This window comes from Geothrix campi (genome assembly GCF_024609265.1).
Classification (GTDB): Bacteria; Acidobacteriota; Holophagae; order Holophagales; family Holophagaceae; genus Geothrix; species Geothrix campi.
Genome location: NZ_JANHMP010000002.1, coordinates 368257 through 392852, shown reverse-complemented (window position 1 = coordinate 392852; position 24596 = coordinate 368257). Strand labels below are relative to the sequence as shown.

Genomic DNA, 24596 nt, shown 5'->3' with positions numbered 1-24596 from the left:
CGCAATGACCACGACCAGCCGACTGACCTTGCCCAACGCACTGACCTTGTTGCGGATCCTGGCGATCCCCTTTTTCGCCATCGCGGTCTGGTACGGACACCACTGGCAGGCCTTCATCCTGTTCGCCGCCGCGGGGCTCACGGACCTGCTCGATGGGTTCATCGCCCGTACCTTCAACCAGGGGTCCGATCTTGGCGCCGTGCTGGATCCGGCCGCCGACAAGCTGCTCATGACCACGGCCTTTGTCCTGCTGGCCTGGCGCACCCAGGGCATGACCGCCCCCATTCCCGTCTGGGTGGCCATCCTGGCCATCACGCGGGATCTGGTGATCTCCTTCTACGCCTTTGCCTCCGTGGATCGCCTCAGCGACAGCAAGTTCCACCCGAGCCTGCTGGGCAAGGTGAGCACGGCGGCCCAGCTCATCGCCGTATCCCTGGGTCTGATGTTCAACGGCCTGGGCTATCGGCGCTGGATGGACCCCTTCCTGCCCGAGATGTACTGGGTGGTGGCGGCCCTGGTGCTGGCCTCCGGCATCCACTACTTCATGCGGGCCAGCCGGGCGCCTGTGGCTTCCTGATGGAAGGCCGGGGCCGGATTCCGCTGCGCTTCGCCTTGGCCGCCGCGGCGGCACTGCTGGCCCTGTGGCTGCTGCGCAGGGCCCTGGCCCCCTTCTTCCTGGCCATGGTCCTGGCCTACCTGCTCGGCCCCCTGGTGGACCGCCTGGAACGGCGCCTGGCCCGGCCCTGGAGCGTGGCGGCGGTGCTCAGCCTCGCCGTGGCCGCGGCGGCCGGCCTCCTGGTGCTCCTGGTGCCCTGGCTGGTGGATCAGGGCGAGCGCCTGGCCGCCTCCCTGCCCCGCTGGAGACAGGCCCTCGAGGCCAAGCTGCTGCCCTGGCTCCAGGCCCACCCGGCCTGGCAGGCCCGTCTGGACCGGGGGCTGGAGGGGCTCGACCCGGGCCTGCTGCTGCGCGGCCTCCGCGCCACGGGCGGCGGCCTGCTGGGCTGCTTCCTGGATCTGCTGGCCCTCATCCTCGTGCCCCTGATCCTCTACTACCTGCTGCTCGAGGGCCCCCGGCTCGTGGCCACCCTCCGGGGCTTGGCGCCTCCCCGGCACCGGGAGCGCCTGAATCGCATGGCCGGATCCATCCATCAGCGCCTGGGCGGCTACATTCGCGGCCAGGCCGCCGTGGCCGCCGCCATGGCCCTGCTCCAGGGGCTGGCTTTCGCGATCCTCGGCGTGCCCTACGCCTGGCTGCTGGGCCTCGTCGCGGGGGTCTCCAACGTAGTGCCCTATTCCCCGTACCTGACCGCCCTGCCGCCAGCCCTGGTGCTGGCCTACCTGGACGGGGGGCGCGCCGGGCATCTCCTGACTCTCGCCCTCGTGTTCATCGCCGTGCAGAAGGCCGAGGCTTTCTACTTCACGCCTGTCTGGGTGGGCCGCGCCAGCCGCCTGCACCCCCTGGAGGTACTGCTCGCCCTCACGGCCTTCGGCTTCTGGTTCGGCGTGCTGGGGCTCATCTTCGCCGTGCCTCTGGCGGTGGTCTTGAAGGTCGTGGCCGAAGAACTGCTGGCGGACTACCGCGCCCATGCCTGGTTTGGAGAAGAAGGCTGATAGACTGGTCCTTCCGCGTCGGGAGACGCCGAAGGAGCTGCCATGAGTAAGCCCGCCCCGAAGGGGCCGCGCACCGCGCCCACCACCCGCAAACCCGCCACAAGCCGCGCAGCGGCTGGCCCCGCCCGCTCATCTGCGCCGGCCCGCCCAGCGACTGGGCGCGCCCGGACGACCGCGTCGGCTCGTCCGACGGCCGAGGCAACCCGCGCATCCTCGACCACCCGTACCTCGCCGTCGGCTCGTCCGACCTCGCGCCCAACCTCACGCCCTACCTCGCGCCCGGGCCCCCGTTCCGCCTCTGGCGCTCCGGCCGGAGCGAGGCCAAGGCCTGATGCCGCCAAGCCAGCGCCACGCAAGGCCAGCGCGCCGCGTCCCTCCGGCGCCCCGCCCCGCAGCCCCCAGGCCGGGCAGGATCGCCTCCAGAAGATCCTCGCCGCCGCAGGCATCGCCAGCCGCCGGGCCTGCGAGGAGATCATCCTTGATGGCCGCGTGCAGGTGAACGGGAGGACCGTCACCGAATTGGGCACCCGCGCCGACCCGCGCCGGGATGAGATCACCGTGGATCTCCAGCCCATCGAGCGCGAAGCGCCGATCTACATCCTCATGAACAAGCCCAAGGGCTATGTCACCACCGTGAAGGACGATCAGGGTCGGCCGACCGTCATGGCTCTGTTGAAGGGCGTGCCTGGCCGCCTCTACCCGGTGGGCCGCCTCGACTTCAATTCCGAGGGTCTGCTGCTCATGACCAATGACGGCGCCCTGGCCCAGGTGCTCATGGGGCCCGAGCATGAGATCCCCAAAGTCTACCTGGTGAAGGTCCACCGCAACCCGCGGCCTGAACTTCTGAAGGAATTCCAGGAGGGTTTCCTGCTCAGCGGGCGTCGCCTGAAACCCTGCCATATCGAGATCGCCGAGAAGGGCGACAACCCCTGGTTGAAGGTGACGCTCACCGAAGGCAAGAACCAGCAGATCCGGCGCATGTTCGCCGCCGTGGGGCATCCGGTCAGCAAGTTGCGCCGTGTGCAGTTCGGCCCACTGTCGGACCCCCTGCTGAAACCCGGTGCCTGGCGCTTCCTGAACCCCCAGGAGATCGCGGCGATCAAGAGCCTGTAGGTCTCCGCTACAGCAGCGACGAGATCGCCCCGCCATCCACCGCCAGCGTGCTGCCGGTGATGTAGGAGGCGCCGGGGCTCGCGAGGAAGGCCACGGCCTCGCCGAATTCCCGCGGCTCGCCATAGCGGCCGACGGGGATGCGGGCGCCCTGCTCCGTCTGGATGTCCTCCATGGAGCGGCCACTGGCCTTCGCGGCCTCGCCGTCGAGGAACCGCACGCGGTCGGTGTAGATGCGCCCCGGCGCCACGCAGTTCACGGTGATGCCATCCTTCGCCACCTGCCCGGCGAGGGTCTTCGCCATGGCCGTCACCGCGGCCCGCAGCGAATTGGACAGGATCAGCGCAGGGATGGGCTGCTTGACCGCGCTGGAGGTGATGAAGAGGATCCGGCCCCAGTTCCGCTCGGTCATGCCGGGTACCACGGCCCGCGCCAGGCGCACGGCCGGCATCAGCAGGCTCTCGAAGGCCCCCTGCCACGCGGCGTCGTCGAAGGCCATGAAGGGTCCCGGCGGAGGGCCGCCCGTGTTGGAGACCAGCACGTCCACGCGGGAGTAGGCGGCCAGGGTGGCCTCCACCAGCCGCTGGACGTCCCCGGCGCGGCCCAGGTCCGCCACCACCGGCAGGACCGCGCGCCCCGTGGCCCGGCGGATCTCCTCCGCCGCCTTTTCCACGGCCGCCTGATCCCGGCTGCAGATGGCCAAGTCGCAGCCGGACCGCGCCAGGGCTTCGGCCGAAGCCCGGCCCAGACCTTTGCTGGCCGCCGTCACAAGCGCCACTTTGCCTTCCAGATCCTGAGCCATGGGCAACCTCCCGCTGGGAATTGTGGCACTCCTGGCCTTCGTTCGAGTCCCGGATCAGGCCAGGTGCAGGCTCCGCACCGCCAGCAGGATCTCCCGCAGGAAGAACACCAGCGCCGCCACGAAGGCCGCCATGGCCAGGATGAAGAGCAGGGCCACGGGCACGGCCACGCTGGCCTTCAGCACAGCCCCCAGGAACACGGTGGCGATGCTGACGCAGACCAGCAGGGCCGCGGTGGTGCCGGAGGTGATGGCGAAGTTGATGAAGCGCCGCCGCCGCGCCAGCGTCAGCATCTCGTCATGGATCGCAGGGTGCCGACGCTCCGGCGCCAGCTCCAGAAGATCCTTCAGCGCCCGGGCCCGGTCCACGATGCGCGCCAGACGGGTGGACAGCACACCGAGGATCGTCCCGATGGACGTGAGCAGGAAGACTGGCGCCACCGACAGCTGGATGACGTGGGAGATGTCGGTGATGGTCTGGGCGGAGACGGGAGGCACGGGGACGGGCATGGCTCTATAGCTATCAGCACTTGCCTGCCAACGGTCAGGGAAAAAATGGCCTCGGCCCGGTCGGAACCGCCCTCCGGCGACTCCCTAGAGCACCTCTTCCTCGAAATCCAGCATGTGGCCGCTCTTGCGGGCCTTGGTCTTGAGGTAGCGCAGGTTGTGGGGATTGGAGGCCAGCTGGTGGCGCTCCCGTTCGACCTCGATGCCGGCGGATTCCAGGGCCCCAATCTTGCGCGGATTGTTGGTGAGCAGCTTGACCTTGGTGATGCCGAAGAACTTCAGCATCTCCACGGCGCAATCGTAGGTGCGCAGGTCATCGGGGAAGCCCAGCGAGTGGTTGGCTTCCACGGTGTCGAGCCCCTGCTCCTGGAGCGCGTAGGCCTTGAGCTTGTTCAGGAGGCCGATGCCGCGGCCCTCCTGGCGGAGGTAGAGCACCATGCCACCGTGCTCGGCGATGTGGCGCAGCCCCCCCTCCAGCTGCTGACGGCAGTCGCACCGGAGGCTGCCCAGCACGTCGCCCGTCCAGCATTCGGAGTGGATGCGCACGGGAATGCGCTGGCGGGCGTCGATCTCACCGGACACGATGGCCAGATGCTCCTTGCCCGTCGCGTGTTCCAGAAAGCCGTAGACCATGAACTTCCCGAAGATCGACGGCACGTTGGCCTTGGCGATGAAGGGGACCTTCTCCGCCTGCAGCTTGCAGAACAGTTCGAGTTTCGGGGCGCTGCTGGGTTCTTTGGGGGACATGGGGTTCCAGAAAGAAGGTGCGGGTCCGTCCTTTGGATGCCGCCCGAGGGGAAAATGAAGTCTGGGACCTGCGCCTTTTCGGGGCAACCCGGCCGGTCCCGCGATTGCCCTAGACCATATCGCGTTCCAGCTGGGCCACCACGGCGGCCTCCACCTGGGTGATGAAGGTTTCCAGGGGCATGGCCGCCTTGGCGCCGGAGGCCAGGCGATGCCCGCCTCCGCCGAACAGACGGCAGACCGCGTTCACATCCACCTTCTCGCGGGAGCGGAGGCTCACCTTGGCCCGACCGTCCGCGGCTTCGGAGAACAGGGCGGCCACCTCCACCCCCTTCAGTTTGCGGGGCTCTTCTACCAGCTCGTCCAGATCCTCGTGGGTGGCACCGCAGGCGTCGAGGTCAGCCTGGGTGACGGCCACATAGGCGAACCGGCCAGCGTCCCGCATCTGCAACCCACCCATGGCCCGGCCGAAGAGCTTGAGCTTCGCGGGTGTGGCGGTCTGGTAGAGGGCGTTGAAGGTGCGCGATGGGTGGACGCCCTGGGCGATGAGATCGGCGGCGGCGTGGTGGATCTTGGGGGTGCTGTTGGAATGCCTGAAGTTGCCAGTATCGCTCACCATGCCCGCATAGAGGGCCTGGGCCATCACAGGCGGGAGGTCGCCCCCGAGGCGGGGCCGCACCAGATCGTAGACCAGCTCCGCGCTGGCGCTGGCGGTGGAATCCGTGAACTCATCGTCGAAGCCCTTCGGCTCGTCCTTCATGTGGTGGTCAAGGCAGGCCCGTTCGGCCTTCGTCGTCTCGAACGCGGCGTAGAGCGGACCCATGCGGTGGGGTTCGGAGGCGTCGATGAGCAGCCAGGCGTCCGGCCAAGCGGCCAGGTCCGCGTGGGCCCCCGAAGGCTCATAGGCCTCGATCCAGCCTTCGGGATCCAGGAAGCGCAGGTTTTCCGGCAGGGCGGGCGTCACGACGATGCGCGCCTCCTTGCCCTGCCCCTTCAGGTGGGCGGCCAAGGCCACGGCCGCGCCCACGCCATCCCCATCCGGGTTCTCGTGCGTCGTGAGAAGAATCTTGGCGTGGCCATCGAGAAAGTCGGCGAAGCGATCCAGCATGAATCCTGACCTCAATAGTCAGGATACCAGGATCAGAGCTGCTCTCGTTTACTCTCCAGGCTGCCCGGCTTGAAGGCCTTCAATTCGTGGACGACCTCCGCCAGGAGGGCCCGCTTCAGGGCGTAGGGCAGGAAGGCGCTCTTGAAGCCCATGATGATGAGCTCCTTGATCTCCTCAAGGTTGAAGTTCAATTCCTCGTGGATGACCTGGAATTCCCGGCTCACCGTGGTGTTCGTCACCATGCGGTTGTCCGTGTTCACCGTGACGCGCAGGCCCAGGTCATAGAAGAGGCGGATGGGGTGGTCGGCCATCTTCTTCACGGCCTTGGTCTGCACGTTGCTGGAGGGACAGCACTCCAGCGGGATGCGGTGGTCGTTCACGTAGTTCAGCAGATCCCCATCCTCGATGAGCCGCACGCCGTGGCCGATGCGGTGGGCTCCGCAGAGGTGGATGGCCTGGTGGATGCTCTCGGGGCCGTAGGCCTCGCCTGCATGGAGGGTGCAGTTGATGTTGTTCTGGAGTACGCGGCCGAAGGCGTCCTTGTGGCGCTTGGCGGGAAAATTCTCCTCGGCGCCGGCGAGGTCAAAGCCGACGACACCCTTGTTCTTGAAGGCCACGGTGAGGTCCGCCAGGCGCAGGGAGATGTCCGGCGAGATGTGGCGCATGCCACAGAGGATGACGCCGGTCTTGATGTTGTACTTCCGCTCGGCCTGGGCCAGGCCCTCCAGCACGGCCTGGACGATGGCGTGCAGGGTGAGCCCCTTCTGCTGGTGGAGGATGGGGCTGTAGCGGACCTCCATGTAGCGCACATTCTCCTTCGCCGCGTCCTCCGCCAGCTCGAAGGCTGTGCGGACCAAGCTCTCGTAGGTCTGCATCACGGACAGCGTGACGTCGAAGGCGCGGAGATACTCCACGAGGGACTTGCAGTCTTCGCCCACCTCCACGAAGGGCCGCAGGCCCTCCGGCGTATCCGCGGGCAGCTTCACCTTCTGCTGTTCCGCCAGGTCGAGGATGGTGGGGATGCGGAGGCTGCCGTCGAGGTGGACATGCAGATCCGTCTTGGGAAGGCGTTGGAGGTCCTGGAGGCTGAGTTTCGACATGGCCTAGCCTAGCGCTTTGAGGGGCGGGTGGCCATCCGATGAGGGCCTGGGAATAAGCAGAAGCCCGGCTTGGCCGGGCTTCTGCTTGGGGGTGCGGGGGTGTGCGCGCAGCGCGCCCTTAGATCCGTGCAACGCATGCGTTGCGCGGGGGACCCCCGTCATACATTCAATTGGCTCATGCGGTGAGCGAGGGTCGCGCCATCCGTATCCTGGGACTGGCAGGCCTTGCACAAGCCGAAGATCTGGTGGCTGTGGTGCATGGGCCTGAAGCCGTACTCGTGGCAGATGGATTCCTGCAGGGCTTCCAGGTCCGGCCGGAAGAACTCGATGATGGCGTCGCAGTTGAGGCAGATCAGGTGGTCGTGGTGCTCGTTGCTCCGCACCGCCTCGTAGTGCGCGTGCTGATCACCGAAGCTGCTCTTCCGCACCAGACCGCACTGCACCAGCAGGTCGAGGGTGCGGTACACCGTGGCCCGGCTGATGGCCTTGCCCTTCTGCTTGAGTGCCATGTGCAGCTGGTCCGCGTCGAAGTGGTGCACCTGGCCGAAGACCTCCTCCACCAGTTCGAGGCGCTCTCCCGTCAGCTTCAGCTGACGAGACCGGAGAAAGGTTTCGAAGCGCTGCTGTTCTTCGGGACGTTCAATCTTCGGTTTGCGCATGGCACCCCCGGTGGGAAGTCTATCCAGTCCACTCTGCAGATCGTATTTTACAGATGAAAAGCGAAAGTGTATTATGTATTCACCGTATACATATTGGAGTCGTCATGGCCATCGTCATTATTCAATCTCCCAGTCTATCGCCGGATCAGAAGTCCCGCGTTGGGGAGCGGGTCATCACGGCGCTCCAGCAGGAAGGACTGAATCCCGGCTCTGTGGTGGTGCTCTTCCGCCCTGAGCGCGGCGACATCTACCTCGATGGGATGCTGGTGCAGGCCCAGGCTCCCCTGGCCGCGCAGGCCCCCGCGCCGCCTGCGCCCAGGCCTGCCGCCCCCGCGCCCGTGGCCGCTCCCCCCGCCTTCAAGACCAAGGCCCGCCGTTCGAAACCTGAGTTGGAAGACCTGAAGAAGGATCTGATGTTCGCCCTCCAGGACCGGGGCTCCCTCAGCAGTTTCGAGGCCCAGGTCGCCTTGGATCTCAAGGATTGCGACTGGGCCCCGGCCACCCTCCGCCGCCTCTTCACGGAACTGGAAGAGGCCAAGCTGATTTCCAAGAGCGGCCAGAAGCGTGGCACCCGCTACGTCTGGAAGGGCATCGTCAACACGCCCCAGTCCACGCCCATCGTGAAGCTCGTCAAGGCCGAGACTGATGAAGCCTGATTGAACGGTCCCATGGACTGGTTCGCCTGGGACTTCGATCGCCCAGCCTACTTCCAGATCTACGCGGACAAGGACGCGGAGGCCGCCACCGAAGGGCCGGCCCTCGCAGCCTTGCTGGATCTGCCCCCGGGCAGCCGGGTCCTGGACCTGCCTTGCGGTTGGGGCCGTCTCCACCCCCATCTGGCTGCCCGGGGCCTGGAAATCGTGGGAGGCGACCTGAGCCTCCTGAATCTGCGGCGGCACGCCGCGGAACATCCCGCGCCCCTGGCGCGCCTCGACTTCCGGGCCCTGCCGTTCCGGGAGGCCTGTGCCGACGGGGTCTTCTGCGCCTACACGAGCTGGGGCTACTTCGCCACCGGGGAGGAGAACCTCCAACAGCTGACCGAGTTCGCACGCGTGCTCCGACCTGGAGGCGTCCTGCTACTGGACTTGGCGGGCCGGAACTTCCTGAAGGAGGCCGTGGCGGAGGTTGAAGGCCAGTGGCTGGAATTCCCCGACGAAGGCTACGAGGAACGCGCCACCTGGAGCCCCGACGGCCGTCGCATCCGCACCGAACGGCGCTGCCAGGGCGAAGCCTTCCGTCATGACATCTGGATCCCCACGGATGCTGAGGCCCGGGCCTGCCTTGCGGAGGCGGGCTTCGGCGCCGTCCGTCCCTACGGCGGGCTGGATGGGCGACCCTGGGCGGCGATGGCGGAACGGTGGATCTACCGAGCCATCAGGACCTGATGCCGCGCGTGGCCAGCAGGTAGGCCCCGAAGCCCAGTCCCGACAGACCCATGGCCACGGGCAGGCCCAGCCCCTGGACGAGGGCGCCCCCCACCAGCGGACCCACCATCAGGCCCACGGAGTACGCCAGGTTCAGGATGGAGAAGGCCGAGGCGAAGCTCTGGCTGCCCAGGCGCTCCACCTGGTCTGCCACCGCCGGGCTGCAGGGGCTCATGATGAAGCTGGCCGTGCTCCCCAGGGCCATCATGGCCAACACCACCATCCAGGGCCGGGGCAGCAGCACTGGCAGCGGCAGGAGCACCACCGTCAGCGCCAGCCCCATCCGCAGCACCCGGACCCGGCCGATGCGGTCCGAGAGGCGTCCCATCAGCGGTGAGGTGAAGGTGTGGGTCAGGGCCGCGGCAGCGAAGAAGAGGCCGATCTGGGAGGGCGATTGGCCCAGCCGACGGTCCATGTCCAGTGGCAGGGTAGATTCGAGCAGGGCCCAGAAGCAGGACCCGAGGGCCATGGCCCCGGCAAAAACCCGGATGATGGGATTGGACAGCAACTGTCGGAAAGGTAGTCTTGGGCCACGGTCGGGTTCCACTTCCGGCAGCAGGAAGGCCCGACCCGCCGCGTCCAGGGCCACCAGGACCGCCCCCAGCAGGAAGGGTGTGGAGGGCCCGGCATGCTGGTCGAGAAAACCCGAAAGCGGCGGGCCGATCAGCACGCCCAGATTGGCCGCCGCGAAGGCGGTTCCCATGGCGCGGCCACGTGCCTCCTTGGGGAAATGGTCCGCCAGCAGGGCCATGCCCGGCAGCCAGGTGGCGGCCCCCGCCACACCCTGGCAGAACCGCGCCAGGACCAGCAGCCAGTATTGGTTCGACACCGCGAAGACCAGCGTCGTGACTCCCAGCCCGGCAAGCCCCCAGAGCATCGGCCCGCGCCGCCCGTACCGATCCGTGAGGATGGCCACGGGAAAGGTGGCCGCCAGCAGGGCCACGGCGTAGCTGCCGAAGAGGATCCCCACTTCCATCTGGTTCAGGTGCAGGTCCCGCGCATAGCGGGGGAGGAGTGGCACCAGCAGGTAGTAGAGGAGCATGTCCACGTGGAAGGCCAGGGCCGTCACGAGGAGCGCGGCGGTGGGGGGAGCGGGGCGGCGCATCCCCCCACTATCGCATCGCCGCCGCCAGGGTTGGTTTTCAGACCGGGGTGTGGCCGCGCCCCCACCTTGAAAACAGACCCTAGCCCAGCGCCATCTCCACCTTGGGATAGGCCACGTGAAAACCGCAGGCCTCATAGGAGCCCTGGCTGGCGGTGCCCGGAGCTGTACCCGCGCAGGCCAAGTCACAGCCGCGTTCCCGGGCGAAGGCCAGACGCGAGCGGATGAGGGTCTTCTGGAGTCCTCGGCCCCGGTAACGGGGTAGCACGCCATCGCCCGACAACAGCGCCACGCCATCCACGATCCCGAGCATGCCGCCGCCGGCGGGTTCCCCGTTCACGAACGCGAGGAAACCCCAGGCATCCACCACCTCGAGAGAAACCTCGAAGGGTGGTTCCAGTTCGGACCAGTCATCGCGTTCCAGGAAACCCGCGCAGATGATCCGATTGTAAAGGGACGCTTCCCCGGGTCCGGCAAGCCGGATGGAGGGCTCCAGCGTTGGCTCGACTTGGAGGAGGGGCCGCACCCACAGCTGCTGGAACTGATGAAGTCGATAGCCCCGCAGGGCCAACAGCGGCCATAGGGAGGGATCAGCGCCGGGGCTCAGTTCCAGCACCGTGGGAGCCCCGAGGAAGGCCTCGATCACCTCCAGATCCGGCTCGGCCATGGGATCGATCAGCCCCAGAGCCTGGTTGAGGGGATGGCCTTCTCCGCGGAAGTGGGCGAAGCCGCCGCCCACGGGCAGGCTGCGGCCACCGGCGGCCTGATTGAAGCGCTCGTTCTGAAGGGCCTGGGCGCGCTCAAGGCGGCGGGCCAGGCTGGTCAGGTCTTGAAACATGGGATCTCCGGAGGAACAGGTCCGGCTGGCCGCCTCGATGAGGGTTGACGGCGCCCCGGGCCTGGAACATCTGACAACACGCGACGATGCCGCGCCCTTGTGTCAGCCGAGGCGCACGGCTGCGACGCCAGGTCCAGGCGTGCCACGGTGGCGATACAGGGTGCAGGTCAGAGGCCTATCCAGAGAGACCTCCAGACTAGCGGATGTTCCTGACGAAAAGCGAAGCTCGGCTTCGCCGGGCTGAGCGCGGAGGCCCGGGGGGGAGGCTCCATGTCCACGCGCCAAAGGCGAGTGGGAACGACGCGAAGCGTCGTGTCACGTGGAGGCGCGCAGCGCGCCCTTAGATCCGCGCGACGCATGCGTCGCGCGGGAGACCCCCGGAGGATATAAGCGCGGCCCCCTTGCGGGGGCCGTGGTGGATCGGTAAGCCGGGTTCTGTCGTGGGACGTCATTCCTCTGGGATGGATGTCACCAACCACCTCGTGCGACCTACCCGCCGGCTCGGTCGGGTCAACCCTCGCCGCTTGCGCGGTGCGCCGGCCTATTTGGTCTTGCTCCCTGGGGGGTTTGCCGTGCCCGTCCTGTTGCCAGTCCGGCGGTGGGCTCTTACCCCACCGTTTCACCCTTGCCTGTGATCCGGAGATCCATCGGCGGTTTGCTCTCTGTTGCACTTTCCGTCGGGTCACCCCGCCCTGGTGTTACCAGGCCCAGCACCCTGTGGAGCCCGGACTTTCCTCTGCCCTCGCGGACAGCGACGCCCTGATCCACACCTTCACGGTATCACCTCAGCCGGAAGTTGAGGGTGAGCCGGAAGCTCGCCGGCACCGGGTGGCCATCCATCAGGGCGGGCTCGAAGCGCCACTGGCGGGCCGCCTGGAGCGCCACCTCCTGGAGGGCCGGAGGGCCGTCGAGGACGTTCACCTGCATAGGTACGCCCCGGTCGTCCACGATCATCATGAGCACCACCGTTCCCTGGACATGAGCCCGGCGTGCCAGATCTGGATAGATGGGATCCACGCGACGTAGGATCGCCGGCGCGGTGGCCGTGAAGTCGTGGATCACCGGGCCGGTGGCAGGGCCCGCGGCGCCGGAGGCTGGAACTGCAAAGCCCGGTATCGCAGGTCCCGCACCGGGACCCTCCAGGTGGCGATCCGTCGTGGGCAGGCCTGCCGCGGGCTCCACCGGATCCGCTCGGGTGGGCGCGCCGGAGTTGGTGGAGACCACGCCGCCTCCACCGGTCCCGGTGGGAAGAGGCGCAACGCGTTCGATTGAGCGCAGCCTTGGCGGCCCGTCGAACGTCACGGGCCTCCAGGGAGGTGCGGTCGGGAGGACCGGCGCCAAGGCGGCCTTCGGCCCGAAGGACGCAATGGCCACAGTTCCGCCGGCGAGCAGGAGGTAGACCAATCCGGACAGCGAGGCGGCGCGGAGCGTATCGGAAGGTGGTGCCGCAGCCAGGATGGCGTGCGGCTGGAGGGTGGGCGGAAGGTCCGGGAACATAGGCCCCCGGCCGCGCCGGAGCGCGAGGCTGGACATGGGATCTCCTGTGGGTGGCGCCTGTGGCCTCCCTCAGATCCCACGCCCGCCGGGAACGGCGGACATCGGTTGGTGGCAATCCCGGGCCCTGGATCACACACCGTCTGGAGGAGGTCCAAAGATCGCTTGCATCAGGTATCGGCGGCCCACCACGGCTGTCAAGGTACCTACCTGGATTAAGCGCAGATCCTTCAACTCATCCAAGAGAAGGCACCGGAAGCGCCCAGCCCTTCCGCTGGAGATCCTCCAGCAGGGTCCAGGCCGCGCGATAGGGGCTGCCATCGCTCCCGCCCAGCACCTCGGTTTGGAAGCGGGAACGGAAGGGTGCCAGGTCCGGATGTGTGGAATCCGCCAGGCCTGAGCCAGACTGGAAGAGCCGCAGGAGCAGAGCCTCGGGGTGGACATGACCGAGCCTGACTGCGCAGAGGATGGCCCCCCCTTCTCCTTCCTCCGCCCCGGCCTGCAGCAGGCGATCCCGCAAGGGGTGGAGGCTCTGGGCCTCGGCGCCCAGGCCCACGCAACGGACCTTCGGCCGCCCCTCGAGCGCGTCACCCACCTCGGGCTCCGCCAGCCAGGGACAGGGCGGACGATGCCCCTCGTATGGCAGCCACGGCATGAAGCTTTCATGCTGAGGGTCGTCCCGCATCCAGGTATGAACCAGATGCATGAGCCCGGTCCTCTGGGCCGGATCCATGTCCGGTCCACACCAGAGGAGCTGCTGCACGGGGACCTTCCTCGTTCCGGCCTCTCGATGGGGATCGCTCCATTCCGTGGCGCCCACCGACAGCTCCAGCCCGAGGCCCGCCAGGAACAGGGGAAGCCCGGGATAGGGGAAGGGCAGCCGAAGATCGACGCCGTCTGCGGCAACCCGCACGTCGGTTCCGGGCAGGCAACCCTGCAGCGGGCTCTCCCTTAGGACTTCCTGCAGGGAATGGCGATGGCCTTCGGTCCTCAGGCTCTCGATCAATCGCAATCGCCAGATTCGGCCCTCGGGGTCGCAGGACCAATCGCCCACGGCGGAGGGTTCGGGGCGATCGAGGGCATCCAGGCCAAGCACGAGCAACCGGATTCCACCTGTCGAGTCCGCGCGCCCGAGCGGCGGCAGCGGACCGCCCTCCTCCAGCAGCCGCGTGCGCCGCTGGGCTCGCGCCCATGCGGTGTGGCTCCACGTGATGTCAGCCGCTCCGTCCGGTCCAAGCAGGCGGGCCAGCTCGCCGGAAACGATCTGGCGGTAGGCCTCGCTTTGACGGAGTTTCTGGTGGCCTTCGAGGATTTCCCAGATCTCCTCGACACTCCTCCGGCTGGTTTGGTGGAGCTGGCCGCCCACTTCAGCCATGTGTCTCCCGGTCCGGAGCAACTGGTCGACCTCGACCGCGGCCTTGGCCTCCACCCCCCATTGCCGGCCCAAGGCTGTCTGGATGGCCGACGAGCATTCACCGATCTCGTGCAGGGATTGTTCCGCCCGCTCAGAAGCCTGCCGGACCTGACCCACCAGGTCGACATGGGTCTCCAGCACCCGTTCCATGTCCTGTCCCTGCCGATCCAGGTGACCAGCCACATGGAGCAGTTCCTGGATGCTCGCTCGCAGGTGTTGGGTCACTTCCTGGAGGTCCCACAAACCGGTGCTCTCTCGCTCCATGCCCCGCTGGTGCTCATCCAGGGCGCGCTCCAGATCGGCGGCTCCCTGGGAAGTCTGGTCCGCGAGGTTGCGGAGACGTCCCCCGATGGCCTGCATGCCTGCTCCCCCGCCCCCCTGCAGGGCGAGGATCGCGGCGTTCACCGCCAGCAGCCCGGTCTGCTGCGCCGCCTGATCAATGGTGTGGATGGCCCCCTGCGCACCCCCGAACGAGGAGATGCGACGCTGGGAGTCGGCCCGGAAGGCCTCGATGCGGCGAGCCAGGGCCTCCGCCTGGTCCCGCACGCCATCGGCGGAGGTCCGGAACCGCCGGAGCTGTTCCGCCCGCGCCTTCGTCTCCTCGAGAAGCCTCGGGGTATGGGCCGCCAGGCCCTTGGCCGCCAGATCCAGGCGCGCACCCTGGCGGGCACCGGCATCCGCCAAGCGGCCCAGCGCATCCTCCTCCTTCTGCAACCGGGGGAAGGTGTCCCGGAGTTCCTTCAGCAGGGCCTCGACTTGGCTCAGCCGGGCCTGCCCCTGCTCCAGCGCGGCCCTGAACGCCTGCCCCTGGAGACGATGCTGATCCGCCCTGAGCCGCTGATCCAGTTCGATCTGGTCGAACTTCAGGGAGACCTCCAGGGCCTCTCTGAGCTCCTGGCCATAGATCGCCAGGCGTCCGCCCGCCGTGGCCCGCGCCGTCCGATCCGCGCTGGACTGCTGCTGGAGCTGCGCCAGCAGGTGGTCCAGTTCCACCCAATCCCTGCAGACTGCCTGGTGGAGGGACTCCAGGCGCTCGCCGGTCCGGCGGTTTTCCCCGAGGATGGTATTGAGGGCGACCACGACCTGGTGGACTTCCCTCCCGAGGCCCGTCTGCGGCACAAGCGCCGTGCGATCACCGCGGAGGATGCGACCGGCCCAGTCAGAGAGGAGGCTCTCCGGGGCGAGGCTCCGTTGCCAGGCGTACCACCGGCGCCCGAGCAGCACCAACCCAGCGGCCACCATCATCAAGATGGCCGCTTCGCCGGGCCGCAGCGAAGCCGAGGCCCTGAACAGGAGGTAGGCCGTAGCCCCCAGGAAGGGCAGCACGGCCAGATCCGCCACCCAGCGACGGATCTCATCCTGTCTCATAAAGAAGCCACCCAGCCTCATGCCGACCCCAAGCCATGGCAACCCATCGGCCGCTGGACCCTCCAGGCCAAGTTTAGATCGTCCGCCAGAGCACCTCGTAGCTCCGCAGGCTGCCCCCCAGTTCCAGGAGGAGCCGGGCCCGCAGGAGGGCCGTGACCGCTACCAGGGCTGCGTCGGCAGGATTCAGGCGGGGGGCCGTCTCCGCGCCTTCGGTCCTCAGCCGACGCAGGTGCTCCCGGGCCCCGGGCGGAAGGGCCTCGCTGGGGTCCACCGGCGTACACGCGGTGCAGCACCAGCCGTGATCGGGGCTGAGGAGAGCCAGGGGCGCGGTCTCGTTCCCGCAGCGTCCGCAGACCCTCGGATGGGGCAGCAGGCCCAGGCAGTGGAGCAGCCAGTGCTCGGCGTAGGCCAGGATGCCCAGGGCATTGTCCGGATCCGCCTTGAGGGCCCGCCCGCAGGCGCTGAGCAGGCGATAGAGGCGGTCGTCCTCCACGCCCTCCTTGGCCACCCGGTCAAAGAGATCGGCCAGGCAGGCCATCACCAGGCTGCATTCCAAGTGCCCAAGCGTGAGGGGACTGAAGGCCAACTCGCAGCGGGTGACGCGCTTCAACTCTGTCTGCTCTTTCCCGAAGAAACTCACCCGCACCTGGCTGAGGGGCTCGAAGGCCGCCACCCATTTGGCGGTGGGCTTCTTTACTCCCTTGGCCAGACCCGACAGGCGCTCACCGTGCTCGGAAAGGAACGACACCACGGCCCCTCCCTCGGCAAAGGGCACGGCCTTGAGCACGATGGCGGCGCAGGTTCGGATCACCCTTCCAGTCTGCCCGGATTCAACCCTGGACCCGGAGCCGTGTCTCACCAAGCGAGGCTGCAGAGGCCCCGCCCGGGAGATGGTCATGACACTGCTGTTCCGATCCTTCGCGATTCTCGCCCTCGCCGCCCTGCCCGGGCTGGCCCAACCCGCTCCAGGTCCTGTCCCCGGCCCTGGCCCTGCCGAGGGTCCTCGGATGGCCAGGGCCCTGAACCTCACCGGGGCCCAGCAGGCCAGCATCCAGGCCATCCGCGAGCGACATCGGCCGGACCTAGTGGTTCAACGGGATACGGTCCGGCGGGCCCAGGCCGCCCTGCGGGCCGCGCTTCAGGACCCGGACACCTCGGAAGCGCAGCTGCGCGTGCTGCACGACAAGGCCTCCTCGGCCCGCTTCGAGTTGCTGCTGGTGGGCAGGGCCCTCCGACAGGAAGTCCAGGCGGTACTCACCCCCGAACAGAGGGCCAAGGCCGCTGAATGGCGGGCCACCGCCCAGGCCCATCGCCGGGAACGCGTGCGCCACTTCCGCATGGCCCTGGGGATGAACGACTGATCCGGGCCCAGCGGACCGGTAGACTGGGGGGATGCGTGCATCCCCCCTTCTCGTGGCGGCCCTCAGCGGGATTTTTCTGGTCGCCCAGGAAGCCCCGACTCGGACATACCGGCAGTGGGTGGGTGGACAGGAGGTGGGTGGCGCCTCCCAGGAGGCAAAGACCCTCGGAGGTGTACGCGAGGTCCGAAACCGTGAGTGGATGTCCATTTCGCGCCTAGGCCAGGAGATCCGCCAGGAGGTGGATCAGACCGCGCGGCGCGCTGCGGATGGCTCACTGACCTTCACCTGGCGCCTCCAGCTCTCCAAAGAACCCTTCGAAGGCAGGGCGGAATGGTCGCCCGCGAATCCGGGTTCTCTGAGCCTCCAGCCCCTGAACGGAGCGGCGCTGCGCACCCAGGTGCCCGCCGGGGCCCTGCTCTGGCCCGAGGAGCTCGACGCCCGCCTGATCGAGGCGGCGCGGCTACGCCGCCCCGTGCAGGCCATCACCTTCTCCTTCCCCGTCCAGCAGTGGAGCACCCTCACCCTCGCCCCCGTCGGGCCGGACCCGCTGCCGGGGTTCCCGGACGCCGTGCACTTCACCGGCCAGGAAACCCAGGGGGATTCCTCGGCGCCCGTGGAAGCCTGGATCTCCCCGAGCGCCGGCGAGTTGCGACAGAGGACTGAACTCGGTGGTCTCGCTATCCTGATGCAGCGTGCCGAACTCCCGCCACCCAAGGCCCGCGTCGGCGATGCAGAGGGCTTCTTCGAACGCACCCTCCAGTCGCTGCCGCCCCACCCGTTCCAGCTCTGGCTGCGGAACCTGACGTTGAGGGCCGAGGGTTCCGTACCCACGCTGCCCGAGGATGCCCAGCAGATGCGGCTCCCCGAGGGCCGGTGGCGTCTGGCCCGCGCGGCGGACCCCAGCGCCGCCGAGGCCGCCCAGCTTCCGGTGGCGGGAACCCCCAAAGGAGAGGAGGCCCGCTATCTGGCCCCCAGCCCCCTGGTGCCCTTTCGCGACCCCGCCTTCGACGGCCTCCTCCGGCGCCTGGCCCTACCTCCGGGACTGCCACGCTGGGAACTGGCGAAGCGCGTGACCACCTTCGTCTTCGATTGGATCACCGACAAGGATTTCACCGTGGGCTTCGCCTCGGCCCTCGAAGTCTGCCGCACGCCCAGGGGTGACTGCACCGAGCATGGCGTCCTGGCCGTGGCCCTGCTGAGACGCCTGGGGGTGCCCGCCCGTGGCGTCACCGGGTGGGTGGGCCTGGGGGACACCCTGGGCCTGCACTTCTGGGTGGAGGTGAAGCTGGGCGACCGCTGGGTACCCGTGGACCCCACCTTCGACCAGGCACCGGCCTCGGCGCTCCGCATCAAGCTCGGCGACACGGATCTCGCGGACCTCGGCAGCGTGGGCTGGGAGGGTGCGGCCCTGGCCTTCTCGGGCGTCCGCTGGATCCCCGAACGCGAGGGCACCGCCTCCTGGGGCGCGGGCACCCGCATCGAAGGTGATCAGGTGACGGCTTCAGGCGGGCACCGGCTGCGCCTGCCGGGAGGGCGATGGCATCTGGAGCGCGGCAGGCTCACCTTGAACCGGACCTGGGCCGTGGAAGCCGTTCCCCACCCAGGGCAGGCCCAGTTGAAGGGGAATCGGCGACTGGCGGGCCCGCGCACCTTCCGCGAGGGCTGGTGGGATCCGGCCTCCCGTCGCCTGTGGATGGACCTGGGCCAGGGGCGCTGGCTGCGCCTGGACGGCGTGTCGGAGGTGGCCGCCTATCAGCTGCTGGATCAGTTGATGGCACCCACCAGTTCTTCCTGAAGCCCCTCCTGCTGGGTGCAGTGCTCCCGCAGGCGTTCCAGCCAGAGCGAGATGTCGAGGCACTCCTTTTCGTCGCAGCAGCTGGTGAGCTGCGTGGCCATGACCCGCACGGGCTCGTCGAGGCGCTCCATGAGGCGCCGCCCCTTGGGGGTGATGACCACGCGGCTCACGCGGCGATCCTTGGGATCCGCCACCCGCTTGAGCAGCCCCTGTGTTTCCAGGCGGTCCACCAGCCGCGTCACATTGGCGAAGCGGTAGATCATCCTCCGCTCGATCTCGTAGATGGGATGCCCCTTGACCGGGCCACCCCGGGCGATGCGCAGGACGTTGTACTGCTGGATGGTCAGCCCGTGGGCTTCGAAGAGACGCTCCTGAACGCGGACGACGGCTTCCCGCGTCAGCATCAGCTGGAGCATCAACTGAACTCCCGGGGCGGGGAGCTTTGACATCTGAAGTTCTTCCTGAAGGGACATGGCGACCTCACGGATTCTTTGCGGGCAAGGATCTCCCCATCCATGGGATTCTGGAAGGTCGTAGGAGCCCTTCTTGCCCGCTATCGCCCTTAGTTTGATCAATGTCACGAAACGATATGGCGCGACAGCCATTCTGGACAGACTGAGCCTCGGTCTCTTCCAGGGCGAGAAAGTCGGGCTCATCGGCCGTAACGGCGCGGGCAAGAGCACACTCTTCCGGCTGCTGACCGGTGACGAAACCCCCGATTCCGGGGAGGTGGTCATCACGCAGGGCCTCCGCGTCGCCCGCCTCAGCCAGGAGCCCCACTTCGCGCCTGGGGCCAGCATCCGCCAGGCCCTGGAGGCCTCGCTGGCCGACCATGCCGCCCTGCTGGCCAGGCACCAGCGGATCCACGAGACTCTCCACGGGACCACCGGCCCGGAGGAAGCCCGGCTCTTTGACGAACTGCAAAATGTGGAACACCAGATCGAGCGCTGGGGCTGGGATCTCGAGCCGCGCCTCAAGGCGGCGGCCACCACCTGGGGCCTGACCGACCTCGAAGCCGAAGTGGAATCCCTCTCAGGCGGCTGGCGCAAGCGTGTGGCCCTGGCCCAGGCCTGGCTCAAGGAACCTGATGTCCTGGTGCTGGACGAGCCCACCAACCACCTGGATCCGGACCAGGTGGAAAAGCTGGAAGCCTGGCTCCAGGCCTATGACGGCGCCCTGCTACTCATCACCCACGACCGCCACCTGCTGGACGCTGTGGCGACGCGAATGCTCGAGCTGGAGGACGGCGCCCTCCGCAGCTACGAGGGTGGCTACAGCGACTATCTGCTGGAGAAATCCGACCGGGAGTTCCGCGAGTCCCGGCTCACCGAGCACATGCAGAACCGCCTGCGCCGGGAGATGGCCTGGCTGCGCCGGGGCGCCAAGGCCCGCACCCGCAAGTCCAAGCTCCGCATCCAGGAGGTGCTGGATCTGAAGGATGACGTGGACGACCGCACCCGGCTGGAGACCCGACAGGGCCTGGCCTTCGCTGCCGGCGGCAATCGCAGCGACGCCCTGATCCGCGCGGAACGGCTGCGCTTCGCCTATCCCGGCGGCGAGGAACTGCTCGACGGCATCGACCTCAGCCTCCAGCGCGGCATGCGCATCGCCCTGCTGGGGCCCAATGGCTGCGGCAAGTCCACCCTGCTCAAGGTGCTGCTGGGCGAGCTGGAGCCCACGGCAGGCGAGGTGGTCCGCCACCCCAAGCTCGCCATCACCACCATCTCGCAGGGGCGCGGTGAGCTCGATGGCCCGCGCAGCATCCTCGACAACCTCGCGGAGCGCGCCTCCGTGGTGGACACCGGGAATGGCACGGTGCTCGCGCACGTCTACCTCACCCGGTTCGGTTTCCCCGTGGACCAGCAGGCGCGCCCAGCCGCGACCCTCAGCGGTGGCGAGCGGAACCGACTCCTGCTGGCCAAGGCCATGCTGAGCCCCGCGGACCTTCTGGTGCTGGACGAGCCCACCAACGACCTGGACATTCCCACCCTCCAGAACCTGGAGGAGGCCCTTCTGGGTTTCGGCGGCACCCTCCTGCTGGTGAGCCACGACCGCTTCTTCCTGGACCAGGTGGCCACCCACACCCTGGCCTGGAACCCCGCCGGAACCCCGCGCTGGGAACTCTATGAAGGGCCCCCCTCCACCGTGCGCAGCCTGCGGGAAGCCCGGGCGGCCGCCCAGGAAACGCCCAAGGCCGAGAGCCCCCGCGCCGCGGCCAGGGTGGATGCCCCCCGGCCTCGGAAGCCGGGCCTGTCCCAGAAAGAACAGCGCCGCTTGGCCGAAGTGGAAGGGGAGATGGAGACCCTCCACCTCCGGCTGGCGGAGCTGGATGCCTTGCTGGCGGATCCCTCCGCCTTCCTCCGGGCGGACAGCCCCGGACACCAGGCCCTGCAGGACCGGGATGGGGTAAAGACGGCGCTGCACGTTCTGGAGGAGGCCTGGCTGGAACTCGAGGAGAAACGCAGCGGAAGCTGATCCCATCACAATTTGCCAGGGCAGCGGACAGGCCCGGGGCCTTTTCGCTACCCTGGAGCCTGGACTTTTGTGGAGTGCCTATGCGCCCGATGCCCTTCCTTCTCTTCCCTGCTGTGGCGCTTGTGGCCCAGAGCCCCGCCTCCACCAACCTGACCCAGCGGTTCAACACAGAACTGCCGGGGATCAACCAGATGCTCAAGGCCTTCCAGGCCCAGGAGGCCATGGCGAAGGTGGAGGGCCTGATCCCCGCCGAGCGCCCCGCCTTCAACGGCACCAACCTGCAGACCATCGGTCAGAGCATGGACAACGCCCAGGGCCTCCTGTCCTTCTATCGCCTCTGGGCCAACACCGCCGCCGAGGCCGGCCAGTGGGAGAAGGCCGTCGAGATCCAGCAGAAGCGGCTCAAGCTTGCCCAGGGCATCAAGGCGGATCTGGACAAGGCCCAGGCCCCCATCGCCGCCCAGTGGGACAAGGCGACCAAGGATTCCCAGGACTTCATCGCCAAGAACACTGGCCGCCAGCAGGAACTGCAGACGACGCTGAATGACCTCAAGGAAGAGATCGCGGCGGTGAACGCGAAGACGAAGAAGCCCGACGCCAAAGGCCTGGAAGACCTCAAGGCCCGGGCAGCGAAGGCCCCCGAACAGCAGCAGGAACTCGATCAGATCAACGCCGCCCTTCCGGTCCACAAGCAGAACCTCATCAACGCCCCCAAGGTGACCAAGGTGCTCGCCGACAACCGCAAGGAAGCGGAGGAGATGGTGAAGGCAGCCGAGGCCTCCGTCACCAAATCGAAGGAAGTCCTGAGCAGTCAGAGCGACGAGATCACCAAGTTCAACACCGAGCAGGTCATCAAGAAGGTGAAGATCGTCGGGAAGAAGAACTGGGTGGACGCCGTCCTCCGCAACCATGAGAACGTCACCAAATTGAGTGGATCCCAGGCCCAGGCCGCCTTCCTCAATCGCCTGCTGGTCCTGGACCCCGGGAACCCGGCTGCCATGAAGGCCCTGGGAAACCTGAAGCAGGGCAAGGAGCCCTTCGCCAAGGAAGCCAGGCCCGCGAAGAAGACCGGCAAGAAGAAGTGACCGTGCTCTACACGACCCGGAAGGAGCGACCATGAGCCGCCTCGGCTTTCTGCTTGCCTGTGCCCTAGCCACGAGCCTGAGTGCCCAGAGCCTCACTGACCGCTTCAAGGAGGTCCGGGGGCCCTGGGAGCTCCAGCTGGAGCGGGGCGACGCCCCCACGGTCCGCCGGGGCGTGGAGGCCCTGCTCGGCCGGGAGGGGCTCGCCGTGAATCCCTCCGACTACAACGACATGCACGCGCTGGCGGCCCTCCGCAGTCTGGCCGCCCGGGCCTGCGTGGCCGAAGGCAGCTGGGAGGAGGCGGTCCTCCACCTGCAGAAGGCCCAGGCCGCTGCGGAAGAGAATCTGGCCACCGCCGAACCCCTGCTGGCCAAGACCCGCACCGAACATGAACTCAAGCTCCGGGAATTCCGGGACGCGATGGACAAGCAGGCGCCGCGGCTCAAGGAACTGGATGAGGCCCCAGGCCTGAACCAGGACCAGATGAAGCTCCGCCAGCAACTCAAGATCTTCATGGACGAACAGAAGGCTGCTGTCGCCCACAGCGAGCGCGCTCTTAAAGACATTGACGGCATCCTCGAGCGCCTCCGCCAGACCAAGGCCAGCACCACCAAGGCCGCCGCGGACTGGAAGGCCTTCCTCGACCGGGAGAAGGCGGAGATCACCGAGGCTGGCGGCTCCGCCCGCTTCGTGGCGGAAAAGGTGGAGCAGGTGAAGGCCGACGACGCCCGTCCCCAGCAGGAGCGCCTGGCCTACGCCCGCCGCCTCCAGAAGCTCGACCTCGCCAACAAGGATGTCACCCGGCTGGTGAACGGCCTCATGGGCAAGGAAGAAGAGGCCGCCCCGGCCAAGCCCAAGGCCAAGAAGAAGAAGGCCGCCAGGAAATAGCTCTTCCCGCCTTACGGAAAAGCGGCCCGCTCGGGCCGCTTTTCCGTAAGTGGGGGAACCCTAGAACACGAACCCGAACCCTACCTTCACGAAGTCCGTGCTGGGGGGATCACCCGCGTCCACATCATGGCTGGTGAGGGTCTTGTGGAAGGTGGCTTCCAGGGTGAATCGCGCCCCTGCGTCGTAGCCGAAGCTGTGCCCGAGGCCGATGGACCCGCCCATCCGGCTCTTGCGAGTGGTGTCGGTGTAGTCATAGAGGGGATCGCCGAAGCTGCGATCGAATTGCTCGAAGTCGGCGGAGAGGCCCATCACGAAGTACAGCCCCCGATGCCGGAAGGCCGTGCCCTCGGGGAAGATCTGCAGATCGCCGCCCAGGTTGAACTGGGAGTGGCGCAGGTTGATGGTGGTTTCACCCGGAGCCCGGTTGGTCCCATTCTCGGCCGAACCGCTGAGGTTCAACCGGATGGCCAAGCTGCGGTCCACGGGGAAGCTGACCGTGAAGCTGCCGCCGAGGCCCACGTCATAGGTCTCTTTCTGGGGCGGGATGATGTACCCCGCACTGGGGCTGTAGTAAGCGGGGTAGGTCTTGCTCGCGAAATCCCCGGTGGGGATCATCAGGTTCAGGCTGAAGCCCACGTGTGGGCTCTGGGCGTGGAGCGCGGCCCCCGGGGCGAGCAGCAGGGGCAGCAATAGCATCGTGGTTCGGCGCATGGGGCCTCCAGTGGATGTGGCAAGAGAGCTACGGAGCGAAGGGCGTGCCAGCTTACGACAAGTGGCGTCAATCCTTGGATCCAGCGCAGCATACTCCGGTTGAAGACCCACTGCGATCGCGGCGTTTTGCCTCGGAGTGGTGCGGGATTGCAACAGCAGGCTTTGGGCCGGGGCCGCGATGGCCTACTCTGGACAGGACGAGGATGGTTCATGGCATGGAAGCAGGATCTGGCGAAGTTGAAGCAGCAGTTGGGACCTGAGCCGGCCTCTCCTGCCCCCAAACCCCCGCCCAAACCCGCGCCAAAGCCCCAGGGGCCTGGCGACCTGGTTGACGAGGATGCGGTTTTCCTTTCGGCCATGGGGCTGAAGCCCTCGACCCCCCGCCCAGCCAAGGCGGCAGCCCCGACTGTATCAAGCCCGTCCGAAGCGCCTGTGGCGGCGCCCCCTCCGCCGGCCCCGCCCGAAACCTTCGAGGAAGCCCTCAAGGATCTGAAGGGCCTCAAGCCGCTGTCCCGCGGATTCCAGGCCCAGGCAGCCCCGGCCCTCCCACCCCCTGTGACTCTCCCCCCTTCCCCGGCCCCGGCGCCTCCACCTGTCGTCCCTCCCGTGAAGTTGGCCTCCCTTCCACCGGAACCGTCCGAAGCCGCACTGGAGGAATCCCTTCCCGCAGCTCCGAATGCGCCCCCGCCCGTGCCGATGCGGTTCCAACTGGCGGCCGGCATGGCCATCGAGGTCGATGGCGTCCTCGATCTCAGGGGGCATTCCCTGCAGGACGCGGTGGAACGACTGAAGGACCGCCTGGGCGACGGCCTCGTGCTGGGTTGGCGCAGCATCCAGGTCATCCTGGGCCCGGATCCGAAGCTCCATGAGGGCCTGCTGGCCCTGCTGGCCTCCGGGGAAACGCCCATGGTCGCCCGCTACGCCCAGGCCCCGGTACCCATGGGTGGTAGCCAGGCCTGGCTGCTCTATTTCACGCCTTCCCAGCCCCAGTCCTGATCCAGTGCC

Annotated in this window: 24 protein-coding genes and 1 other RNA gene; 11 read left to right on the top strand and 14 right to left on the bottom strand. The window is 67.8% G+C overall.

Translation table 11 applies throughout. From position 1 onward, the window contains the following. Positions 1-4: 4 nt before the first annotated feature. The 3 genes from pgsA to NOV65_RS10935 are packed head-to-tail and all read left to right on the top strand — an operon-like array spanning position 5 to position 2724. On the top strand, positions 5-577 hold the full coding sequence (gene pgsA, locus NOV65_RS10945; protein ID WP_257306494.1) for a CDP-diacylglycerol--glycerol-3-phosphate 3-phosphatidyltransferase: 573 nt from the start codon (positions 5-7) through the stop codon (positions 575-577). Then, positions 577-1611, top strand: a complete 1035-nt coding sequence (locus NOV65_RS10940) for an AI-2E family transporter (RefSeq protein WP_257306493.1) — start codon at positions 577-579, stop codon at positions 1609-1611. Before pgsA ends, NOV65_RS10940 begins: the two co-directional genes overlap by 1 nt. A 42-nt stretch (positions 1612-1653) precedes the next feature. Continuing rightward, a complete protein-coding gene (locus NOV65_RS10935; RefSeq protein WP_257306492.1) occupies positions 1654-2724 on the top strand; it encodes a pseudouridine synthase in 1071 nt (356 codons plus the stop codon). A gap of 7 nt (positions 2725-2731) precedes the next feature. Here NOV65_RS10935 and NOV65_RS10930 read toward each other — a convergent pair whose 3' ends face one another. From NOV65_RS10930 to NOV65_RS10905, 6 genes are all read right to left on the bottom strand, one after another. Further along, positions 2732-3523: an SDR family oxidoreductase gene (locus NOV65_RS10930; protein WP_257306491.1), complete on the bottom strand. Its 792-nt coding sequence runs from the start codon at positions 3521-3523 to the stop codon at positions 2732-2734. Positions 3524-3577: 54 nt separating this feature from the next. Continuing rightward, positions 3578-4030, bottom strand: coding sequence for a DUF2721 domain-containing protein (locus NOV65_RS10925; protein ID WP_257306490.1), 453 nt, complete (start codon positions 4028-4030; stop codon positions 3578-3580). An 84-nt stretch (positions 4031-4114) separates the two neighbouring features. Next, entirely contained in the window at positions 4115-4774 is a 660-nt protein-coding gene (gene ribA, locus NOV65_RS10920) for a GTP cyclohydrolase II (RefSeq protein WP_257306489.1), read from the bottom strand. Positions 4775-4883: 109 nt separating this feature from the next. Next, entirely contained in the window at positions 4884-5879 is a 996-nt protein-coding gene (locus NOV65_RS10915) for a DHH family phosphoesterase (protein ID WP_257306488.1), read from the bottom strand. Between the two features lie 32 nt (positions 5880-5911). Next, positions 5912-6979 (bottom strand): adenosine deaminase, encoded by a 1068-nt coding sequence (gene add, locus NOV65_RS10910; RefSeq protein ID WP_257306487.1) that lies wholly within the window; start codon positions 6977-6979, stop codon positions 5912-5914. 158 nt (positions 6980-7137) lie between these two features. Beyond that, positions 7138-7638, bottom strand: coding sequence for a Fur family transcriptional regulator (locus NOV65_RS10905; protein WP_257306486.1), 501 nt, complete (start codon positions 7636-7638; stop codon positions 7138-7140). A gap of 104 nt (positions 7639-7742) precedes the next feature. Here NOV65_RS10905 and NOV65_RS10900 point away from each other — a divergent pair, with 104 nt between their 5' ends. Beyond that, entirely contained in the window at positions 7743-8294 is a 552-nt protein-coding gene (locus NOV65_RS10900) for a hypothetical protein (protein ID WP_257306485.1), read from the top strand. Positions 8295-8306: 12 nt separating this feature from the next. Beyond that, the gene (locus NOV65_RS10895) at positions 8307-9023 is read left to right on the top strand and encodes a class I SAM-dependent methyltransferase (RefSeq protein WP_257306484.1); all 717 of its coding nucleotides are present in this window, start codon (positions 8307-8309) and stop codon (positions 9021-9023) included. Here NOV65_RS10895 and NOV65_RS10890 read toward each other — a convergent pair. The 6 genes from NOV65_RS10890 to recO all read right to left on the bottom strand — a co-directional run bounded on the left by NOV65_RS10890 (position 9013) and on the right by recO (position 16089). Beyond that, positions 9013-10167: an MFS transporter gene (locus NOV65_RS10890; protein ID WP_257306483.1), complete on the bottom strand. Its 1155-nt coding sequence runs from the start codon at positions 10165-10167 to the stop codon at positions 9013-9015. The genes NOV65_RS10895 and NOV65_RS10890 overlap by 11 nt on opposite strands. A gap of 79 nt (positions 10168-10246) precedes the next feature. Continuing rightward, positions 10247-11002 carry a GNAT family N-acetyltransferase gene (locus NOV65_RS10885; RefSeq protein ID WP_257306482.1) on the bottom strand — a complete coding sequence of 252 codons (756 nt, stop codon included), beginning with the start codon at positions 11000-11002 and terminating at the stop codon, positions 10247-10249. A gap of 408 nt (positions 11003-11410) precedes the next feature. Beyond that, positions 11411-11773, bottom strand: an RNA gene (gene rnpB / locus NOV65_RS10880) — RNase P RNA component class A. Positions 11774-11782: 9 nt separating this feature from the next. Then, positions 11783-12535: an energy transducer TonB gene (locus NOV65_RS10875; RefSeq protein ID WP_257306481.1), complete on the bottom strand. Its 753-nt coding sequence runs from the start codon at positions 12533-12535 to the stop codon at positions 11783-11785. Between the two features lie 196 nt (positions 12536-12731). Then, complete coding sequence (locus NOV65_RS10870; RefSeq protein ID WP_257306480.1) at positions 12732-15278, bottom strand: methyl-accepting chemotaxis protein; 2547 nt, start codon at positions 15276-15278, stop codon at positions 12732-12734. 73 nt (positions 15279-15351) lie between these two features. Further along, positions 15352-16089, bottom strand: a complete 738-nt coding sequence (gene recO, locus NOV65_RS10865; protein ID WP_257306479.1) for a DNA repair protein RecO — start codon at positions 16087-16089, stop codon at positions 15352-15354. Positions 16090-16174: 85 nt separating this feature from the next. Between recO and NOV65_RS10860 the strand changes: the two genes are divergently transcribed. Together NOV65_RS10860 and NOV65_RS10855 are read left to right on the top strand one after the other, a co-directional pair. Further along, on the top strand, positions 16175-16639 hold the full coding sequence (locus NOV65_RS10860) for a Spy/CpxP family protein refolding chaperone (protein ID WP_257306478.1): 465 nt from the start codon (positions 16175-16177) through the stop codon (positions 16637-16639). A gap of 199 nt (positions 16640-16838) precedes the next feature. Further along, positions 16839-18434, top strand: a complete 1596-nt coding sequence (locus NOV65_RS10855; protein ID WP_257306477.1) for a transglutaminase family protein — start codon at positions 16839-16841, stop codon at positions 18432-18434. Here the strand turns inward: NOV65_RS10855 and NOV65_RS10850 are convergent. After that, positions 18404-18850 (bottom strand): MarR family winged helix-turn-helix transcriptional regulator, encoded by a 447-nt coding sequence (locus tag NOV65_RS10850; protein WP_257306476.1) that lies wholly within the window; start codon positions 18848-18850, stop codon positions 18404-18406. The genes NOV65_RS10855 and NOV65_RS10850 overlap by 31 nt on opposite strands. Before the next feature lie 130 nt (positions 18851-18980). On the opposite strand from NOV65_RS10850, the gene NOV65_RS10845 reads away from it, so the two are divergent. The 3 genes from NOV65_RS10845 (at position 18981) to NOV65_RS10835 (ending at position 22880) form a co-directional block, all read left to right on the top strand. Continuing rightward, a complete protein-coding gene (locus tag NOV65_RS10845; protein ID WP_257306475.1) occupies positions 18981-20909 on the top strand; it encodes an ABC-F family ATP-binding cassette domain-containing protein in 1929 nt (642 codons plus the stop codon). An 80-nt stretch (positions 20910-20989) separates the two neighbouring features. Beyond that, positions 20990-21994: a DUF3450 domain-containing protein gene (locus NOV65_RS10840; protein WP_257306474.1), complete on the top strand. Its 1005-nt coding sequence runs from the start codon at positions 20990-20992 to the stop codon at positions 21992-21994. A 31-nt stretch (positions 21995-22025) separates the two neighbouring features. Continuing rightward, on the top strand, positions 22026-22880 hold the full coding sequence (locus NOV65_RS10835; RefSeq protein ID WP_257306473.1) for a hypothetical protein: 855 nt from the start codon (positions 22026-22028) through the stop codon (positions 22878-22880). Between the two features lie 60 nt (positions 22881-22940). Here NOV65_RS10835 and NOV65_RS10830 read toward each other — a convergent pair whose 3' ends face one another. Beyond that, positions 22941-23591 carry a hypothetical protein gene (locus tag NOV65_RS10830; RefSeq protein ID WP_257306472.1) on the bottom strand — a complete coding sequence of 217 codons (651 nt, stop codon included), beginning with the start codon at positions 23589-23591 and terminating at the stop codon, positions 22941-22943. Between the two features lie 210 nt (positions 23592-23801). Here NOV65_RS10830 and NOV65_RS10825 point away from each other — a divergent pair, with 210 nt between their 5' ends. Then, on the top strand, positions 23802-24587 hold the full coding sequence (locus NOV65_RS10825) for a Smr/MutS family protein (RefSeq protein ID WP_257306471.1): 786 nt from the start codon (positions 23802-23804) through the stop codon (positions 24585-24587). The last annotated feature ends 9 nt before the right edge of the window (positions 24588-24596 follow it).

Bases quoted from the DNA above. Each gene is read 5' to 3' on its own strand.
- NOV65_RS10930 (WP_257306491.1), bottom strand. From the start codon at position 3,523: ATGGCTCAGGATCTGGAAGGCAAAGTGGCGCTTGTGACGGCGGCCAGC.
- NOV65_RS10860 (WP_257306478.1), top strand. From the start codon at position 16,175: ATGACACTGCTGTTCCGATCCTTCGCGATTCTCGCCCTCGCCGCCCTG.
- NOV65_RS10840 (WP_257306474.1), top strand. From the start codon at position 20,990: ATGCGCCCGATGCCCTTCCTTCTCTTCCCTGCTGTGGCGCTTGTGGCC.
- NOV65_RS10895 (WP_257306484.1), top strand. From the start codon at position 8,307: ATGGACTGGTTCGCCTGGGACTTCGATCGCCCAGCCTACTTCCAGATC.
- NOV65_RS10830 (WP_257306472.1), bottom strand. From the start codon at position 23,591: ATGCGCCGAACCACGATGCTATTGCTGCCCCTGCTGCTCGCCCCGGGG.
- NOV65_RS10905 (WP_257306486.1), bottom strand. From the start codon at position 7,638: ATGCGCAAACCGAAGATTGAACGTCCCGAAGAACAGCAGCGCTTCGAA.
- pgsA (WP_257306494.1), top strand. From the start codon at position 5: ATGACCACGACCAGCCGACTGACCTTGCCCAACGCACTGACCTTGTTG.
- add (WP_257306487.1), bottom strand. From the start codon at position 6,979: ATGTCGAAACTCAGCCTCCAGGACCTCCAACGCCTTCCCAAGACGGAT.
- NOV65_RS10825 (WP_257306471.1), top strand. From the start codon at position 23,802: ATGGCATGGAAGCAGGATCTGGCGAAGTTGAAGCAGCAGTTGGGACCT.
- NOV65_RS10900 (WP_257306485.1), top strand. From the start codon at position 7,743: ATGGCCATCGTCATTATTCAATCTCCCAGTCTATCGCCGGATCAGAAG.
- NOV65_RS10850 (WP_257306476.1), bottom strand. From the start codon at position 18,850: ATGCTCCAGCTGATGCTGACGCGGGAAGCCGTCGTCCGCGTTCAGGAG.
- NOV65_RS10940 (WP_257306493.1), top strand. From the start codon at position 577: ATGGAAGGCCGGGGCCGGATTCCGCTGCGCTTCGCCTTGGCCGCCGCG.
- NOV65_RS10925 (WP_257306490.1), bottom strand. From the start codon at position 4,030: ATGCCCGTCCCCGTGCCTCCCGTCTCCGCCCAGACCATCACCGACATC.
- NOV65_RS10875 (WP_257306481.1), bottom strand. From the start codon at position 12,535: ATGTCCAGCCTCGCGCTCCGGCGCGGCCGGGGGCCTATGTTCCCGGAC.
- NOV65_RS10870 (WP_257306480.1), bottom strand. From the start codon at position 15,278: ATGAGACAGGATGAGATCCGTCGCTGGGTGGCGGATCTGGCCGTGCTG.
- NOV65_RS10890 (WP_257306483.1), bottom strand. From the start codon at position 10,167: ATGCGCCGCCCCGCTCCCCCCACCGCCGCGCTCCTCGTGACGGCCCTG.
- NOV65_RS10835 (WP_257306473.1), top strand. From the start codon at position 22,026: ATGAGCCGCCTCGGCTTTCTGCTTGCCTGTGCCCTAGCCACGAGCCTG.
- NOV65_RS10885 (WP_257306482.1), bottom strand. From the start codon at position 11,002: ATGTTTCAAGACCTGACCAGCCTGGCCCGCCGCCTTGAGCGCGCCCAG.
- NOV65_RS10855 (WP_257306477.1), top strand. From the start codon at position 16,839: ATGTCCATTTCGCGCCTAGGCCAGGAGATCCGCCAGGAGGTGGATCAG.
- NOV65_RS10935 (WP_257306492.1), top strand. From the start codon at position 1,654: ATGAGTAAGCCCGCCCCGAAGGGGCCGCGCACCGCGCCCACCACCCGC.
- NOV65_RS10915 (WP_257306488.1), bottom strand. From the start codon at position 5,879: ATGCTGGATCGCTTCGCCGACTTTCTCGATGGCCACGCCAAGATTCTT.
- ribA (WP_257306489.1), bottom strand. From the start codon at position 4,774: ATGTCCCCCAAAGAACCCAGCAGCGCCCCGAAACTCGAACTGTTCTGC.